Below are 16,718 nucleotides of genomic sequence, written 5' to 3' on the forward strand. Positions count from 1 at the left end.
ATTTGCGAGATGGCTCACATTTGAGCATTTTCTCAATCGCTGAGTGAAATAACGTAATTGAGCAACCGACGATGAGAATACACGATGTGTCACAGTTGTTAATTTTCGGCTTCCTCAATTTCGGAGTTCATCATGCAAACTTATTTTGACCAGCTCGAACGCGTTCTTTTTGCCGGACCTAAAACCGATAATCCGCTGGCGTTTCGCCACTATAATCCGGATGAAATCGTGCTGGGAAAACGGATGGCAGATCATCTGCGTTTTGCCGCCTGTTATTGGCATAACTTCTGCTGGAATGGCGCGGATATGTTTGGCGCCGGCTCGTTTGAGCGTCCCTGGCAGGCCGCGGGCGATGCACTGGAAATGGCCAAACGCAAAGCGGACGTGGCGTTTGAATTTTTCTACAAGCTCAACGTGCCGTATTACTGCTTCCATGATGTCGACGTCTCGCCAGAAGGCGCGTCGCTGAAAGAGTATTTGCATAATTTCGCCGTGATGACCGAAGTGCTGGCGGAGAAACAGCAACAAACCGGCGTGAAACTGCTCTGGGGCACCGCCAACTGCTTTACCCACCCGCGCTACGGCGCCGGGGCGGCGACCAACCCCGATCCGGAGGTGTTTGCCTGGGCGGCCACGCAAGTGGTGACCGCCATGAACGCCACCCACCAGCTCGGCGGCGAAAACTATGTGCTGTGGGGCGGCCGCGAAGGTTACGAGTCGCTGTTGAATACCGATCTGCGCCAGGAGCGCGAGCAGATTGGCCGCTTCCTGCAGATGGTGGTGGAGCACAAGCATAAGATTGGCTTTGGCGGCACGCTGCTTATCGAGCCGAAACCGCAGGAGCCCACCAAGCATCAATACGATTACGATGTCGCGACGGTGTATGGCTTCCTGAAGCAGTTTGGTCTGGAAAATGAGATCAAGGTGAACATTGAAGCCAACCACGCCACCCTGGCGGGGCACTCTTTCCATCATGAAATCGCCAGCGCCATCGCGCTGGGCATTTTCGGCTCCGTTGACGCCAACCGCGGCGATGCGCAGCTCGGCTGGGATACCGATCAGTTCCCGAACAGCGTGGAAGAAAATACTCTGGTGATGTACGAGATCCTCAAAGCCGGGGGATTCACCACCGGCGGCCTGAACTTTGACGCCAAAGTTCGCCGGCAAAGCACCGACAAATACGACATGTTCTATGGCCATATTGGCGCCATGGACGTGATGGCGCTGTCCCTCAAGCTGGCCGCGCGCATGATTGAGGATGGCAAGCTCGATCGGGCTCTGGCAAAACGCTATGCCGGCTGGCAGGGCGAGCTGGGGCAACAAATTATGGCCGGCCGCATGTCGCTGGATAATATTGCCCGGTACGCTGAGCAGCATAATCTGAATCCGCAGCATCACAGCGGGCGTCAGGAATTACTCGAAAATCTCGTCAATACCTATATCTTTGGTTAAATTTGGCTAATATGCCCCTGCGGGGGCATATATTCCGCCATCTGCCCGCTGCCAGGAAATAGCGTTTATTGGTTCGTGTTGTATTTATGCTGTCTGCGCCGCAAGGCTATCTGTTTGACTGTCTATAGATGAACAATCCGCTGTGCGGATGGTTCTGCTATTGTGCCACCTGTTTAATATTAGTGAAGGAGGAAGAGTCGCGATAATTGTGTAATGCCTCTGTGACCGTACAAAATAAAAAATAACTTGTTCTGATGATAGCGACATATTCTGTCAGCTCAGAATAGGCTGGTTATTGTCTGAATAAAATTAACCTATATTGAGAAACTCATGACAATGATAAAAAAACTTCCATTAACCATGGCGGTTATCGCCGCGTTTTTTCCGCTTACCTCTGTAATGGCGCAAGAATTTACTCAGGAACAGATCGACGCCATCGTCGCCAAGGCCGTTGATAAAGCGCTGGCCGAACGCCAGGCGAAAATCGACGCCGCGGCCGACAAAAAGGTCGACGTGATCACCAACCCGCAGACCACCGCCGCCTCGCCGGATATGGCCATTCCGTTCGGCCTCAAGTTCAGCGGCTATGCCCGCTATGGCGCCCACTTCCAGACCGGCGACCAGAAATATGTCGGCGTCGACGGCTCCTATAACGGCGCCTCGGCGATCGGCCGCCTGGGCAACGAAAGCAACGGCGGCGAATTCCAGATCAGCAAGGCCTTCAAAAGCGCGCAGGGGGCTATCTGGGATCTTAACGTGATGTTCGACCACTGGAGCGACGAGGTTAACCTGAAGAAGGCCTACGTCGGCGTCACCAACGTGCTGGAATCCAACCCCAACGCCTATCTCTGGGCCGGCCGCGACTTCCACCAGCGTCCGCAACAGGGGATCAACGACTACTTCTGGATGAACCACGATGGCCAGGGCGCCGGGGTGAAGAACTTTGATATCGGCGGCGTGCAGTTCGACGTGGCGGCGGTGTCGCAGGTGAAATCCTGTAGCCCGGAAGTGATGGCCGACGAGACCAACCCGTCGCGCATCACCTGTACCGGCAGTTCCGACACCGGCGACAACGGCCACTACGCGCTGACCACCAAAACCCACAACATCAAGGCCGGGCCGATCGACGTCGAGGTGTACGCCAACTACGGCTTTGATTCAAAGGCGGTGGACAGCGACGCGCGCCTCGAAGCCTGGCAGGGCGGCCTGGTGCTGAGCCACACCAACGACAGCGGGGTGAACAAGGTGATCCTGCGCTACTCCGACAACTCGGATAACAGCGTCTACAACAAAACCGACGACCTGACCACGGTCTACGCCAGCTTCGAGGGCAGCCATAAGTTTACCCAGCAGGCGCAGGTGGAATATCTGCTGGCCTTCCACGACTACGACAACGGCAGGGACAACACCGACAACCGCAAGAACTACGGCGCCAACGTGCGGCCGATGTACTTCTGGAACGACGTGCACTCCACCTGGCTGGAAGCGGGCTACCAGCGCGTGGACTACGACCAGGGCGGGGATAACCACGGCTGGAAGCTGACGCTGTCGCAGAACATCGCCATCGGCATGGGGCCGGAGTTCCGTCCGATGCTGCGCTTCTACGTGACCGGCGGTCAGGTGGACAACGAGCATACCGCGAAGGTGAACGGCACCCAGGACCAGCAGCTGGATTCGCTGAACGTCGGCGGGATGTTTGAGGCGTGGTTCTGATGCGATAGCGTTGTTGAAGGAGCGTTCCCGGCTGGCGCTACGCTTAGCCGGGCTACGACTGGTGCGCTCCATTTATGCCGGATGGCGGCATACATGCCTTATCCGGCCTACGTTCCCTCACACAGGCTCACCCCCCCAGGCCCGCGCAAGCGCAGCACCGCCGGGCAGCTGGCCCATCCCCCCTCAGTTCACCGTCAGGCGCAGGGCCAGATCCTGCGGATAGGGGTCAAAATAGTTCTGCGCCTGCAGGTAGCGATCCGGATACTCGGCCAGATAGTGCTTAAGCAGCGTCAGCGGGGCGAGGATCGGCAGCAGCCCGGCGCGATAGTTGAGGATCACCTCCCGCAGCTCGCCGCGCTGGCGGCTGTTCAGCTGGTCGCGGAAATAACCCTGAATATGCATCAGTACGTTGGTGTGGTTTTTCCGCGAGGCGGGCCGCTTGAGGATCGCCATCAGCTTCTCACGGTAGACCTCGAAGAAAGCCTCCAGATCCTCCCATTCATGCAGCGAGGCGACGAACGGGCCGATCTCGCGGTAGCCCGCCTGGTGGTGAGCCAGCAGCTGCAGCTTGTAGCGGCTGTGAAAGGCCAGCAGGCCGTGGCGGGTCAGGCCGCGGGCGCGCAGGGCGTTGAGTTCATGCAGGGCGAAAACGCGCTCGACAAAGTTCTCCCGCAGCAGCGGATCGTGCAGCCGGCCATCCTCTTCCACCGGCAGCCACGGGTAGCGCGCCATCAGGGCGCCGGTAAACAGCCCCACGCCTTCCTTACGCCCGCGATTGCCTTTTTCGTCATACAGCCGCACGCGCTCCATCCCGCAGCTCGGCGATTTGGCGCAGACGATAAAGCCCGACAGCTCGCCCAGAGTTGCCAGATGGGCGTTGGCAAAATCGGCCATCTTCTCCGTCACATCCTCGTGCGGGGCGTGGCTGAAGCGCATGCGGATCTCCCCGACCGGAGTCTGCACCAGGCGGAGCGCCGGGCGGGGTACGGGCAGGCCGATCGCCATCTCCGGGCAGACGGGCTTAAACGCCACCCACTGCGCGAGCTCATCCATCACAAAGCCCATACGCTTATGCCCGCCGTCGAATCGCACGGCTGAGCCGGTTAAACATCCGCTGATCCCAATGACAGGTTGCGTGTTCATGGCGCTGTCCTCTCTTCTGCTGTGGTTCGGGTAAAGAAAAGGGTCACGGTGGCGACCGTAATGCCGAATTTCTTCATCTCGGTTTTGTTAAACAAATGGCTGCCGTCCTGCAGGTACATCCAGTCGTCAAAGTGCAGCAGCCACCGGCTGCCGCTGGCCTCGACGTTCATGCTGTAGCGCCAGTGAAAGGCATTGCCTGCCGCCTGGCCGCTGGCCACGCCTTCGATATCCCCGGCGGTGCCCTGATAACGGTTATCGCCGGTGCGGCGAATGCGCCACACCCGCTGCTGCTTCTCGCCATCGTCATAGACAAAGCGCTCATGGAGCGTCAGGGTATCGCCGACGACGTCGCCATCGATCGCTACATGGAAGCGGCGCAGCTGCTTGCCGCGGCGATCCTGCACCATCCCCCATGCTTCGGTTCGGCCCTGAAAATAGTGAAAGATGTCGAGGGCGGGCTGCTGCTGCCGGTATTCGGTGACCTCGGTACTGCAGCCGGCGAGCATCAGCATCAGCAGCGCCAGGCCAAGGGTCAGAATGCGTTTCATGGAGTACCTCCGATCAACTGCTGACGCAGTTCGGGATAAGTGGTGCGTGGATCGAGCCAGATGGCGAGAAAGCGGGTGCTGAACGCCGCCGACTGGCGCGGGCCGAGCGGGGTAAAGGCGGTCTGTGCGGCGCTGGCGCGGTACCAGAACTGCCCCTCGCCGCCGCGGACCACGAACGCCAGCTGGCTGCCCGGCGCGACGTCCGGCCAGATCCCCTGCAGCATGCGCAGCCAGGCTTCGCTGCGTGGCTCCTGCTGCAGAATACCCTGCGCCTGCCACTGGTCGCGGGTGGCGTCCACCAGCGCCTCGCGATCGATGTCGCGCCGGTAGGTGATGATCAGCGCCCGATCCTGCTGCGGGCCGTCATACCGACCATTGGGCGTGCGCAGCTGTGAGTGATAGACGGTGAACGGCCCCCAGGTGAGGGTCGCCTCGCCGACGCGGCGCCACGCCAGCCAGTCGGCGGCGTGGGCCGCCGGGGCGAGGGCGGTCAGCCATAGTAGTAACAGGGCGAATCTCATTTTTGCCTCCCCATCCCCAGATGGAACAGCAGCATGATCACCAGCCAGCCGCAGGCCATGGCGGCCACGGCAAGCGCCGTCGGCACCAGCAGGGTCATGGCTCCGAGGCGAGCGCCGATCAGGTAGGCCACCGGGCCGCCGAGGGTCGCCGCCGTAGCCAGCACCCAGCCGGGAAGCGTCGCGGCGCGGGTCATTCGGGTCCAGACGACGGCGAACATCAGCCACAGGGCCACCATCCACAGGGGCAGCAGGCTGTCGCCGGGAAAATCAATCAGCCCCGCCAGCGCCCAGCAGGCGTCAAGCCCGCAGCCCGCCGCGGCCAGCAGCAGGGCGGGCGGACGACTGGCCGCCGGCAACCGCAGCCAGGCGAAGATGGCCAGCGTCAGCCAGATCAGCAGGCCGCGCTCGCGCAACATCACCACCAGCGTCCAGTAAACATCGAACGCGAGGGCCATCAGCAAGTGCTGCGCCGGGCGTGTCATACCCGCTCCGCGGTGAGCTGCACCACGCTGATGGTGCGGGCGTTAAATCCGGCTTCGCAATAGCCGAAGTAGTAGAGCCACATCCGGCGGAAGCGCTCATCAAAGCCGAGCTTTTCAATATCCTGCCAGGCGTGGGTAAAACGCTGCCGCCAGTGCGCCAGGGTGCGGGCATAGTCCGGGCCCATGTCGAACAGGTTGCGCACCACAAAATCGGTATGGCGGGTCATCAGCTCGCTCATTGCCGTGATGCTGGGCAAAAAGCCGCCCGGGAAGATGTAGCGCTGGATAAAATCGACGCTTTTGCTGTAGTCGCGATAGCGCTGATCCTGAATGGTGATCGCCTGCAGGGCCATTCTGCCGCCCGGGCGCAGGCGCGCCTGGCAGGTGCGGAAGAAGGCCGGGAGGTAGCGCTGGCCCACCGCCTCAATCATCTCCACCGACACCAGTTTGTCGTACTCGCCGCGCAGATCGCGGTAGTCGCAGAGCAGCACCTCGACGCGATCCTGCAGCCCGGCGCGGGCCATGCGCTCGGTAGCCCAGCGGTGCTGCTCCCGGGAAAGGGTGGTAGTCGTGACCCGGCAACCGTAATGGCGGGCGGCGTATTCGGCCAGCGCCCCCCAGCCGGTGCCAATCTCCAGCAGATGATCGCCGGGGTTGAGCGCCAGCTGGTCGCACAGACGCGCCATCTTGGCCCGCTGGGCCTGGGTCAGATCCTGCTCGTCGTCGGTAAACAGCGCGCTGGAGTAGAGCAGGTCGTCATCCAGAAAGTGGGCATAAAATTCGTTGCCGAGGTCGTAATGGGCGGCAATGTTCTCCCGCGCCTGGGCGCGGGTGTTGCGTCGAGTCCAGTGGCGCAGGCGGGCGACAGGCTTACCCAGCAGACGAAAGCCGCGCTCCAGACGCCCCAGCACCTCGCCGTTGCGCGCGAGGATCTGCAACAGCGCCGTCAGCTGGTGGCTCTCCCAGTCGCCGTCCATCCAGGCCTCGGCCGCCGCGAGACTGCCGCCGGTTAGCAGACGCCAGTACACCTCCGGCGTGCAGACCCGCGCCTCAGCGCGCAGCGCGGCGGCGGGGTCGCCAAAATGAAAAGTCTGCGCCCCTTCGCGCACGGTGAGCGAGCCTTCGCGGAGGCCGCTCAACAGACGAAAGAGCAGCCAGCGCGCGAGCCGCACGTTGCGCGGCACATCGGGTTCAAGCGCAAAGACGGGATCGGTCATGAGCGTTCACTCCTGCTGACAGGATGGTTGTACAGCGGCACGCGCTTCAGCCACAGCCGCAGCGCCTGCCAGTAGATGGCGAGGACGGTTTTCAGGGTCATCATCGGCAGACGCAGCAGCAGCCCGCGAAGATTGGCGCGGGTTAACGGCACGCGGCTCAGGGCCAGCGTGGCGTCGAACACCTTGCTGGCCTGATGGTTTTCAATGTGCATGTGCAGCGTTTTGCCGGGCGCGTTGAAGCGCCAGTGATAGACCATGTCCATCGGGTTAAACGGCGAAACGTGAAAGGCTTTCTCCAGCGGGCGCGCCTGCTGGCCGTCCACCGCGTAATAATGACGCTCATTCCATGGCGTGTTGCGCACTTCGGCCAGCACCCAGCGCAGGGTGTCGGCTTCGTCATAGCAGTAGTAAAAGTTGACCGGATTAAAATGGAAGCCGAAGTAGCGCAGCTGGGTCAGAAGCATCACGCGGCCTGCCGGGCGGCAGCCGGTCAGGCTCTCCAGCCGGTTCAGCACCTGGGCCTTCAGCGGCGCGCCCAGCGGATAATCGGCGTCGTACCAGGCGGCGGCGGCCAGGCGGTTGCGACGGATGCCCGCCTCAGGCAGCCTGTCCAGTTCGTCGAGGTCAAGCCAGGCCATAAACAGGCGGTAGACGAAGTGGTGCGCCTTCGGCTGCAGGCGACGGTGGCGCAGGACGCCCTGATAGAGGCAGCTGTTCATTTCAGTTGTCCTCCGCCGCGGCGATGCCCTGCACCACGTCGAGCGCACTGCGCACCCCGTCCTCATGAAAGCCGTTGTACCAGTAGGCCCCGCAGTACCAGCTCCGCTGCTGGCCGTTAATCTCTTCGCGCCGCAGCTGGGCCGACCAGCTTTGCGGGTTAAACAGCGGATGCTCATAGACGAAGCGCTGCCAGACATAGCGATCGTCCACTGGCGCGTCCGGGTTCAGAGTGACGCAGAACAGGGGGGCGCCCGCAGGCAGCCCCTGGAGAATATTCATGTTGTAGGTGACGCAGGCCCGGGCCAGATCCCCGTCGCTCAGGCGATAGTTCCAGCTGGCCCAGGCGCGCTGACGCGCCGGCAGCCAGCGCGGATCGCTGTGCAGCACCACCTCGTTGCGCTGCCAGCCGATATCCCCCAGCACCTCACGCTCGGCGTCGGTGGGCGCCGCCAGCATCGCCAGCGCCTGCGCGGAGTGGCAGGCGAAGATCACCTGGTCAAAATGCGCCTCCCCGGACGCCAGCCGCAGGATAACTCCCGCCGGGTGGCGGTCCACCTGCTGCACCGGCGCGTTGAGCCGCAGGTTCAGGCGATCGCCGAGCCTGGCGAGCAGGGCGCGGACGTATTCCCGGGAACCGCCGGGCACCACGTACCATTGCGGACGATCGCGAATATCCAGCAGACCGTGGTTTTCAAAGAAGCGCAAAAACAGCGGTAGCGGGAAGCGGCGCATCTCCTGCAGCGACGACGACCAGATGGCCGCCCCCATCGGCAGGATATAGTGGCGGGCGAAGAAGGGGCTAAAACGGTGGCGGGAGAGGAAGTTCTCCAGCGTCGCGCCCGGATCCAGCGCCTCGGTCAGCGCCAGTTTTGCCAGTCGGTTGAAGCGGACGATCTCGCTCAGCAGCCCCCAGAAGGCCGGCTTCAGCAGATTGCGTCGCTGGGCGAAGAGCGAGGTCAGGCTGTGGCCGTTGTACTCCAGGCCGCTGGCCGGGTTGTGGACCGAGAAGCTCATCTGCGTTTTTTGCCCGTCGATCCCCAGCTCGCTGAGCAGGCCCATAAAGCGCGGATAGGTGCGATCGTTGTAGACGATAAATCCGGTATCGATGGCCCAGGTGCCCTGCGGCGTGGTGACATCCACGGTGGCGGTGTGGCCGCCCGGCGTGGCGCCCGCTTCGAACAGCGTCACCTGATGGTGTCCGGCCAGCCGCCAGGCGCAGGTCAGCCCGGCGATGCCGCTGCCGATGATGGCGATGTTCATGAGCGCACCATCCTGCGCAACAGCAGGCGCTGCATACCTGACGGCAGGCTGGCCAGCAGCCGCAGGGCCAGGCTGAAACCGGTGGGGAAGGCGATGTGGTTTTTTCCCTTCGCCAGGCCGTGGCGGATCGCCGCCACTGCCCGATCCACGCTCACCCGGCCGGGCATGGCAAAGTCGTTTTTGCGCGTCAGCGGGGTGTCGACGAAGCCTGGAGAGACCACCGTGACGGCGACCCCTTTCGGCTCCCAGTCAAGACGCAGGCTGTTGGCAAACCAGGTCAGCGCCGCCTTGGAGGCGCCATAGGCTTCCGCGCGCGGGAAGGGCAGCCAGTGCGCCATGGAGCTGACCAGCACCACCCGATCGCCAGCCTCCAGCTGCGTCTGCAGCGCCGCCAGGCAGTTCACCGGCCCAAGGAAGTTGGTGGCCATCACCCGCTCCACGAGGGCGGCATCCACCTGTCCGTGATCGAGGTATTCGCAGGTGCCGGCGCAGAGAATGATCAGGTCGGCAAAACAGCCCGTCAGCGCCTGGCGACAGGCGTCCCTGTCTGTCATATCGAACAGGCGCGCGCTGATGTTGGGGCTGAACTGCTGCAGCGCCGTCAGGCGCGACGCATCGCGCCCGCAGGCGATGACCAGGTGGCCATCCGCCGCGAAGGATTTCGCCAGGCCGGCGCCAATCCCGGAGCTGGCGCCGGTGATAAGCACCGTCATCATGAGCGCACCCTCCGTTTCACGCCGCGTACCGCCCAGCCCAGCAGGGGAAGATGCTCGTAGATCATCTCCCCGGCGTCGTAGTAGTCGCGTTGATGGAGAATCTGCTCCCCAGCGATGTCCACCACCGAGCAGCCCGGCAGGGCCAGCGTTTCTCCGCCGGCAATGCGCGGATGCGACCAGTGCATGGTCCAGGTCACGGCGAACCGCTGACCGTCGCAGAGCGGCGTGTCGATGGTGAACCGGCACTGCTCCACGTTGGCCAGCAGATGGGTAAAGTAGCGCTGGATGGCGAACAGCCCCTGGTGCTGACCAAAAGGATCGCTCAGCGTCGCGTCCGGATGGTACAGCGCGGCCAGCGCCGAGGGCGGCTGCGCATCCAGCCCGGCGTAGTACTCAACGAAACGACGAATCACGGACGGCGAGGTGCTCATGGATCACATCCTGGCTAAACACGGTGGCGTAATGGCATACTTAAAACTTACACAAATAAAATTATTTGTCCAAGTTTGTGGAAAAATATATTTTATTTGTGTTAAAAATCATCTGGTTATGATTGGTGTTTTAAAGGGTGAAAATCACGCGTGGCGCAAAGGACAAGCGTGCGCCCGCCGCGCCACCGGGCGCTGGCGGAACAGAGCGTGGAGGTAAGTGAAAACAGGGGGTTAGAGCGGGATCACCTCGAGGGAGACGACCTGCTGCTGCCAGAGTTCGATCTGCCTCTGACGAGCGGCGGAGAGTTTACCGCTGGTGACCAGCAGCCAGTTGCGCTGGGGAAAAATCTCCGGCGCCAGGGCGGCGGGAGGCACCGGCAGGACGTCGATGCGATGACCCTGGCCGGTACGCTTGAGCGCCTCAAGCCAGATTTCGCAGGCGTCGGTCAGGTGCCAGCCGGTGATCAGAAAGTTATCCCCGGGCGCCTTCTTATCGCCTTCGAGGCAAAACGAGGTGTAGGCGATGATGATGCCGTCGAGGATTTCGCGCAGGGTCATGATGGCCGGTACGTTGGCGGAGACCTGGCTGCGCAGCGGACGCAGCACCTCGGTCACCAGCTCCTGACGCGGATATTCGCGCCCGGCATCGTAGATAAGCTGGCGCAGGGACTCGATTTTTCCCTCTTTCAGCCGCTGCAGCATGGTCTCCTGCAGCGTCAGCCAGTTGTTAGTGCGCCGCGCGCCGGGGCGCGACAGCAGGGGCTTCACCTGGCTAACCGGCACCCCTTTTTTCACCCAGTCGAGGATCTTCAGCGCCTGCTGGACGTCGTCATCGCTGTACAGACGGTGTCCACCATCGGTGCGCAGCGGCTTAAGCAGGCCGTAGCGGCGCTGCCAGGCGCGAAGCGTGGTCGCATTTATCCCGCAAAGTCGGGCAAATTCGCCGATGGAGTAAGGCATGGAGGCCACCTGTTAACAAAGAATATTCTCAATATACTACGAATCACGTCGGCTGGCGTGAAGTGTAGCGGCTTTGCACTACACTTTCCCCCAACCGCGTAAATGAAAGGAGTTCTCATGAAGCTATGGCCTGTTGTCACTGGCGTCGCTATCGCGTTGACCCTCGTGGCCTGCAAATCGCCCACCCCGCCGAAGGGCGTACAGCCGATTAGCGGGTTTGACGCCAGTCGTTATCTCGGAAAATGGTATGAGGTCGCTCGCCTGGAGAATCGCTTCGAGCGAGGCCTGGAGCAGGTGACCGCCACCTACGGCGCCCGCAGCGACGGGGGGATCAGCGTCGTCAATCGCGGTTATGACCCGGTTAAAAAACGCTGGAATGAGAGCGACGGGAAAGCCTATTTCACCGGCGCCCCCACCACCGCGGCGCTGAAGGTGTCGTTCTTCGGGCCATTCTACGGCGGCTATAACGTGATCCGTCTGGACGACGACTACCAGTACGCGCTGGTCAGCGGCCCCAACCGCGACTATCTCTGGATCCTGTCGCGCACCCCCACCATTCCGGCGGCGGTGAAGCAGGATTACCTGAATACCGCGCGCGAGCTGGGCTTTGACGTCGATCGCCTGGTGTGGATCCGCCAGACGCCGCGCTAGCCTCGCCCCTTAGCGGCTGAGCAGGTGGGTATAAACCACGTACAGCCCGGCCAGCGCCGCCACGTTCAGCGCCACGCTGATGAAAAACCACGTCCGGAAGGGCTGCTTTTGCGTTTTATGACGAAAGCACTGCTGGCCGAGGATGGCCCCCGGCCAGCCTCCCACCAGGCCCAGCACCAGTAGCGTGGTTTCTGGCACCCGGCGCCAGGCTTTGCGTGCCGCCAGCTTGTCGGCGCCATAGATAAGCCATGTCAGAAGGCTGCTCAGTAAAAACCACATCGCCAGCGGGTAGGGCAGCAGGGCGCTGCCCACGGCGGTGAGCAGCAGCAGGGAATAACATACCAGGTTCAGATTCATAGGGACGTTCATGCCGGCCAGAAGAATGGCGCCACTATAGCCAATTTCCCGGACCGGCGTAAACGCGGCGGGCTATCGGCCGCGCTTGCCCCGATGCCGGGACAGCCACATCAGCTTATACGCCGCCGGAATAATAAACAGTGACAGCAGCGGGGCGGTGATCATTCCGCCAATCATCGGCGCGGCGATGCGGCTCATCACCTCCGACCCGGCGCCGGTGCCCCACAAAATCGGCAACAGGCCGGCGATAATCACCGCCACGGTCATCGCCTTCGGCCGCACGCGCAGCACCGCCCCCTGGTACAGCGCCTCGTCGAGCTTATCGACGCTGAAGGTACGCGGGTTCTCCAGCGATGGCTCGGCCTCGATGGCGTGGCGCAGGTACATCAGCATCACCACGCCAAACTCCGCGGCCACCCCGGCCAGGGCGATAAAGCCGGTGCCGGTGGCTACCGACAGATGGAACCCCATCCAGTAGAGAAACCAGATCCCGCCCACAAGGGCGAACGGCACGCTGGCGATGATCAGCAGCGCCTCGCCGACGCGGCGGAACGCCAGGTACAGCAGCACAAAGATAATCATCAGCGTCATCGGCACCATCAGCTTCAGCTTCTGATTGGCGCGCTCCAGCAGCTCGAACTGCCCGGAATACGACACGCTGATGCCCGGCTTCAGCTTCACCGCTTTACCGATGGCCTGCTGCAGATCGTGCACCACTGACACCATGTCACGGTCGCGGGCGTCGATGTAGATCCAGCTGGTGGGGCGGGCGTTCTCGGTCTTCAGCATCGATGGCCCGCTGACCACCTTCACCTCGGCGACGTCGCTGAGGACGATCTGCTGCTTCAGCGGGGTGAGAATCGGCAGCTGGCGCAGGGTCTGCGGGCTGTCGCGATAGCTCTGCGGGTAGCGGATGTTGATTGGATAGCGCTCGACGCCCTCCACCGTTTCGCCGACCATCGCCCCGCCGATAGCGGACGAGACGAACAGCTGCACGTCGCCGACGGTCATGCCGTAGCGGGCCGCCTTCTCACGCTGGATATCAATGTCGAGGTAGCGCCCGCCCACCAGCCGCTCGGCTAACGCTGACGTAACCCCCGGCACGCTGCGCGCCACCACCTCAATTTGCCCGGCGATGGCGTCGATATCGGCCAGGTTAGTGCCGGAAACCTTAATGCCAATCGGGCTCTTGATGCCGGTGGAGAGCATGTCGATGCGGTTGCGGATCGGCGGCACCCACAGGTTCGCCAGCCCCGGCAGGCGCACGGTCTTGTCCAGTTCGTCGACGATCTTCTCCATGCTCATCCCCGGCCGCCACTGATCCTGCGGCTTGAGCTGAATGGTGGTCTCTACCATCTCCAGCGGCGCGGAGTCGGTAGCGGTGTCTGCCTTACCCGTTTTGCCGAACACCCGCGCCACCTCCGGCACCGTCATGATCAGCTTGTCGGTCTTCTGCAGCATATCCGCCGCCTGCGAGGCGGAGATCCCCGGCAGCGTTGACGGCATATACAGCAGATCGCCCTCGTTGATCTGCGGCAGAAACTCGCCGCCGACCCGGTTAAGCGGCCAGACAACCGTCAGGATCGACAGGAGCGCGATCAGCAGGGTGGTCTTCGGCCAGTGCAGCACCTTCAGCAGCAGCGGATGATAAATGCGGATCAAAAAGCGGTTCAGCGGGTTGCTGCTCTCCGCCGGGATCCTGCCGCGGATCCAGAAGCCCATCAGGATCGGGATCACCATGATCGCCAGCAGCGCCGCCCCGGCCATCGACCAGGTTTTGGTGAAGGCCAGCGGGCCGAACAGTTTGCCCTCCTGGCCTTCGAGGGTGAAAATGGGGATAAACGACAGGGTGATGATCAGCAGGCTGATAAACAGCGCCGGGCCAACCTCCACCGAGGCGTCGGTAATGATTTTCCAGCGCCTGTCGTTACCGAGCTTCTCTCCCGGATGCTGATGCGCCCACTCCTCCAGCCGCTTGTGGGCGTTCTCAATCATCACGATGGCGGCATCGACCATCGCTCCCACCGCAATGGCGATCCCGCCCAGCGACATGATGTTGGCGTTGAGTCCCTGGAAATGCATCATGATAAAGGCGAAGCACAGGCCGAGCGGCAGGGAGATAATCGCCACCAGCGCCGAGCGCACGTGCCACAGGAACAGGGCGCAGACCAGGGCGACGACGATAAACTCTTCCAGCAGTTTGTGGCTGAGGTTGTCGATGGCGCGGTCGATAAGCTGGCTGCGGTCGTAGGTGGTGACGACTTCAACCCCTTCCGGCAGGCTGCTTTGCAGCGACGCCAGTTTTTCTTTGACCGCCGAGATCGCTTCCCGGGCGTTCTTGCCGGAGCGCAGGATCACCACCCCGCCGGCCACTTCGCCTTCGCCGTTCAGTTCGGCGATACCGCGGCGCATCTCCGGGCCGACCTGTACCCGCGCGACGTCGCCGAGATACACCGGCACGCCGTTGTCACCGGTTTTCAGCACAATGTTTTTGAAGTCGTCTAGGGTCTGCAGATAGCCGCTGGCGCGCACCATATATTCGGCTTCCGCCAGTTCGACCGAAGAGCCGCCCGCCTCCTGATTAGAGGCGTCCAGCGCCGATTTCACCTCGCCGAGGCTGATGCCGTACTGGGTCAGCTTCATCGGGTCGACGACAATCTGGTACTCCTTGACCACGCCGCCGACCGACGCCACTTCCGAGACGTTAGGAATGGTTTTCAGCTCATATTTTAAGAACCAGTCCTGCAGGGAGCGCAGTTCGGCGAGATCGTGCTTGCCGCTGCGGTCGACCAGCGCGTACTCGAAGACCCAGCCGACGCCGGTGGCATCCGGGCCCATTTCAGCGCTCACCCCGGCGGGCAGTTTGCCCTGTACCTGGTTGAGATACTCCAGCACCCGCGAGCGCGCCCAGTAAGGATCGGTGCCGTCTTCAAAAATCACATACACATAAGAGTCGCCAAACTGCGAGAAGCCGCGCACCGTTCTGGCGCCGGGCACCGACAGCATGGTGGTGGTTAGCGGCCAGGTGACCTGGTTTTCGACGATCTGCGGCGCCTGTCCCGGGTAGCTGGTTTTGACGATCACCTGTACGTCGGAGAGATCCGGCAGGGCGTCCACCGGCGTATGGACGATGGTCCAGGTTCCCCAGATGCTGAGGAACAGCGCCGCCATCATCACCAGGAAGCGGTTGGCCACCGAGCGGCGGATAATCCATTCAATCATGGTTCCTTTCCTCAGTGCGCGTGGGCGGCAGGGGCAACGGCATCCGGGGCCTGCGCGCGCATGCGCTCCAGCGCGCCGGCGATATTGGCTTCCGAGTCGATCAGGAACAGGCCGCTGGCGACCACTTTCTCGCCCTCCTGCAGCCCGCTGCGAATGGCCGTGACGCCATTGGATTCATGGAAGACCTGGACCCGCTTCGGCACGAAGCGGCCCTCGTTATCCACGGTAATCACTCGCTGCTCGCTGCCGCTGTCGATCAGCGCTTTGGAGGGGATCAGCAGCATCGGTTCGCTTTCACTGGTCAGCTGCAGATAGGCGTTCATCCCTGGCTTCAGCGCTTCATCCGGGTTGTTGACCTGCAGGCGCAGCTGCAGGGTGCGGGTGGCGCTATCGACGCTGGGGAGGATCGTCCATTTGCTGATGCGGAAGGTTTTGTCCGGCCAGGCGGGAACCTGAATACTGAACTGCGAGGCGTCTTTGATCAGCCAGGCGATGGACTCGGGGACCGCCACGCTGACCCACACCGGATCCATGCCCTGAATTTTCGCCACCACGTTATCTTTGGCGATGTTCATTCCGGCGCGCAGATCGAAGGCGGTGATCACCCCGTCGATGGGCGCCTTGAGGGTGAAACGGGTCTGGATCTTGCGCGTGGCTTTCAGGCGGCGGATATCGTCGTCCGGCATTCCGGCGAGACGCAGCCGCTCGAGGATCCCCTCGACCTGGGTGGCGGTGCCGCCGGTCTCCTGCAATAGCAGGTATTCGCTCTGCGCTTCCACCCAGTCCGGGATGGTCAGTTCCAGCAGCGGCGTACCTTGTTGCACTTTGTCGCCGACGGTCAGGGGATAGACTTTATTAATAAAGCCCGCCGCCCGCGCCTGCATAATCACGTACTGGTACTCGTTGTAGCTGATGTTGGCCGGGAAGGTCTGGGCGTAGCGCAGCGGCCCGCGGGTGACGGCGGCGGTTTTCACGCCAAGATTCTGGGTCTGCGTCGGGTCGATACGCACCCCCGGCGCCCCGGCGGCGGCACTCTCCTCATCGGCGTATTTCGGCACCAGGTCCATATCCATAAACGGCGATTTACCCGGTTTATCAAAGCGGGTGTTCGGGTACATCGGATCGTACCAGAACAGCACTTTACGTTGCTGCTCGGCCGTCGGGGCGGCTGCGGCAGCGTCGTGGGGCGCCGCAGTCCGGGTATACAGCGCTGCGGTGAGCGCGCCGCCGATCGCCATGCTGCCGAGGATCAGCGCCGTGTTTTTCAGTGTCAGGGATGCCATGTGTTGTCCATTCCGTCGTTGAGAGGCTTGCCGTCGCCGGGC

At 62.3% G+C, this 16,718-nt stretch carries 16 protein-coding genes; 3 read left to right on the forward strand and 13 right to left on the reverse strand.

Features of this window, described 5'->3' with window-relative positions:
* The first annotated feature begins 132 nt into the window (after positions 1-132).
* Positions 133-1,452 carry a xylose isomerase gene (gene xylA, locus CE636_RS17985; protein WP_017900971.1) on the forward strand — a complete coding sequence of 440 codons (1,320 nt, stop codon included), beginning with the start codon at positions 133-135 and terminating at the stop codon, positions 1,450-1,452.
* Between the two features lie 330 nt (positions 1,453-1,782).
* Positions 1,783-3,165 (forward strand): carbohydrate porin, encoded by a 1,383-nt coding sequence (locus tag CE636_RS17990; protein WP_127837815.1) that lies wholly within the window; start codon positions 1,783-1,785, stop codon positions 3,163-3,165.
* 183 nt (positions 3,166-3,348) lie between these two features.
* On the opposite strand, the gene CE636_RS17995 is transcribed toward CE636_RS17990, so the two are convergent.
* The 10 genes from CE636_RS17995 to CE636_RS18045 form a co-directional block, all read right to left on the reverse strand.
* Positions 3,349-4,308 (reverse strand): YbgA family protein, encoded by a 960-nt coding sequence (locus CE636_RS17995; protein WP_004206730.1) that lies wholly within the window; start codon positions 4,306-4,308, stop codon positions 3,349-3,351.
* Positions 4,305-4,856, reverse strand: a complete 552-nt coding sequence (locus tag CE636_RS18000; protein ID WP_017900892.1) for a DUF3833 domain-containing protein — start codon at positions 4,854-4,856, stop codon at positions 4,305-4,307. The genes CE636_RS17995 and CE636_RS18000 overlap by 4 nt, the downstream gene beginning before the upstream one ends.
* The gene (locus CE636_RS18005) at positions 4,853-5,377 is read right to left on the reverse strand and encodes a hypothetical protein (RefSeq protein WP_004214859.1); all 525 of its coding nucleotides are present in this window, start codon (positions 5,375-5,377) and stop codon (positions 4,853-4,855) included. The genes CE636_RS18000 and CE636_RS18005 overlap by 4 nt, the downstream gene beginning before the upstream one ends.
* Positions 5,374-5,859, reverse strand: a complete 486-nt coding sequence (locus tag CE636_RS18010; RefSeq protein ID WP_017900891.1) for a DUF2878 domain-containing protein — start codon at positions 5,857-5,859, stop codon at positions 5,374-5,376. Before CE636_RS18010 ends, CE636_RS18005 begins: the two co-directional genes overlap by 4 nt.
* Positions 5,856-7,076 (reverse strand): SAM-dependent methyltransferase, encoded by a 1,221-nt coding sequence (locus CE636_RS18015; protein ID WP_004206726.1) that lies wholly within the window; start codon positions 7,074-7,076, stop codon positions 5,856-5,858. The genes CE636_RS18010 and CE636_RS18015 overlap by 4 nt, the downstream gene beginning before the upstream one ends.
* Positions 7,073-7,795, reverse strand: coding sequence for a DUF1365 domain-containing protein (locus CE636_RS18020; RefSeq protein WP_004178444.1), 723 nt, complete (start codon positions 7,793-7,795; stop codon positions 7,073-7,075). The genes CE636_RS18015 and CE636_RS18020 overlap by 4 nt, the downstream gene beginning before the upstream one ends.
* A 1-nt stretch (position 7,796) precedes the next feature.
* Positions 7,797-9,056: an NAD(P)/FAD-dependent oxidoreductase gene (locus CE636_RS18025; RefSeq protein WP_017900890.1), complete on the reverse strand. Its 1,260-nt coding sequence runs from the start codon at positions 9,054-9,056 to the stop codon at positions 7,797-7,799.
* Positions 9,053-9,772: an SDR family NAD(P)-dependent oxidoreductase gene (locus CE636_RS18030; protein WP_017900889.1), complete on the reverse strand. Its 720-nt coding sequence runs from the start codon at positions 9,770-9,772 to the stop codon at positions 9,053-9,055. Before CE636_RS18030 ends, CE636_RS18025 begins: the two co-directional genes overlap by 4 nt.
* Positions 9,769-10,203 carry a nuclear transport factor 2 family protein gene (locus CE636_RS18035; protein WP_016946719.1) on the reverse strand — a complete coding sequence of 145 codons (435 nt, stop codon included), beginning with the start codon at positions 10,201-10,203 and terminating at the stop codon, positions 9,769-9,771. Before CE636_RS18035 ends, CE636_RS18030 begins: the two co-directional genes overlap by 4 nt.
* A gap of 231 nt (positions 10,204-10,434) precedes the next feature.
* Positions 10,435-11,163 carry a MerR family transcriptional regulator gene (locus CE636_RS18045; protein WP_004206722.1) on the reverse strand — a complete coding sequence of 243 codons (729 nt, stop codon included), beginning with the start codon at positions 11,161-11,163 and terminating at the stop codon, positions 10,435-10,437.
* A 117-nt stretch (positions 11,164-11,280) separates the two neighbouring features.
* On the opposite strand from CE636_RS18045, the gene CE636_RS18050 reads away from it, so the two are divergent.
* Positions 11,281-11,814, forward strand: a complete 534-nt coding sequence (locus CE636_RS18050) for a lipocalin family protein (RefSeq protein ID WP_002887259.1) — start codon at positions 11,281-11,283, stop codon at positions 11,812-11,814.
* A 9-nt stretch (positions 11,815-11,823) separates the two neighbouring features.
* Here CE636_RS18050 and CE636_RS18055 read toward each other — a convergent pair whose 3' ends face one another.
* The 3 genes from CE636_RS18055 to CE636_RS18065 all read right to left on the reverse strand — a co-directional run bounded on the left by CE636_RS18055 (position 11,824) and on the right by CE636_RS18065 (position 16,676).
* Positions 11,824-12,171, reverse strand: coding sequence for a DUF1294 domain-containing protein (locus tag CE636_RS18055; RefSeq protein ID WP_017900888.1), 348 nt, complete (start codon positions 12,169-12,171; stop codon positions 11,824-11,826).
* Between the two features lie 72 nt (positions 12,172-12,243).
* Positions 12,244-15,393: a CusA/CzcA family heavy metal efflux RND transporter gene (locus CE636_RS18060; RefSeq protein WP_017900887.1), complete on the reverse strand. Its 3,150-nt coding sequence runs from the start codon at positions 15,391-15,393 to the stop codon at positions 12,244-12,246.
* A gap of 11 nt (positions 15,394-15,404) precedes the next feature.
* Positions 15,405-16,676: an efflux RND transporter periplasmic adaptor subunit gene (locus CE636_RS18065; RefSeq protein WP_017900886.1), complete on the reverse strand. Its 1,272-nt coding sequence runs from the start codon at positions 16,674-16,676 to the stop codon at positions 15,405-15,407.
* Positions 16,677-16,718: the final 42 nt, after the last annotated feature.

Source organism: Klebsiella sp. LY, from assembly GCF_004010915.1.
Lineage (GTDB): Bacteria > Pseudomonadota > Gammaproteobacteria > Enterobacterales > Enterobacteriaceae > Klebsiella > Klebsiella quasipneumoniae.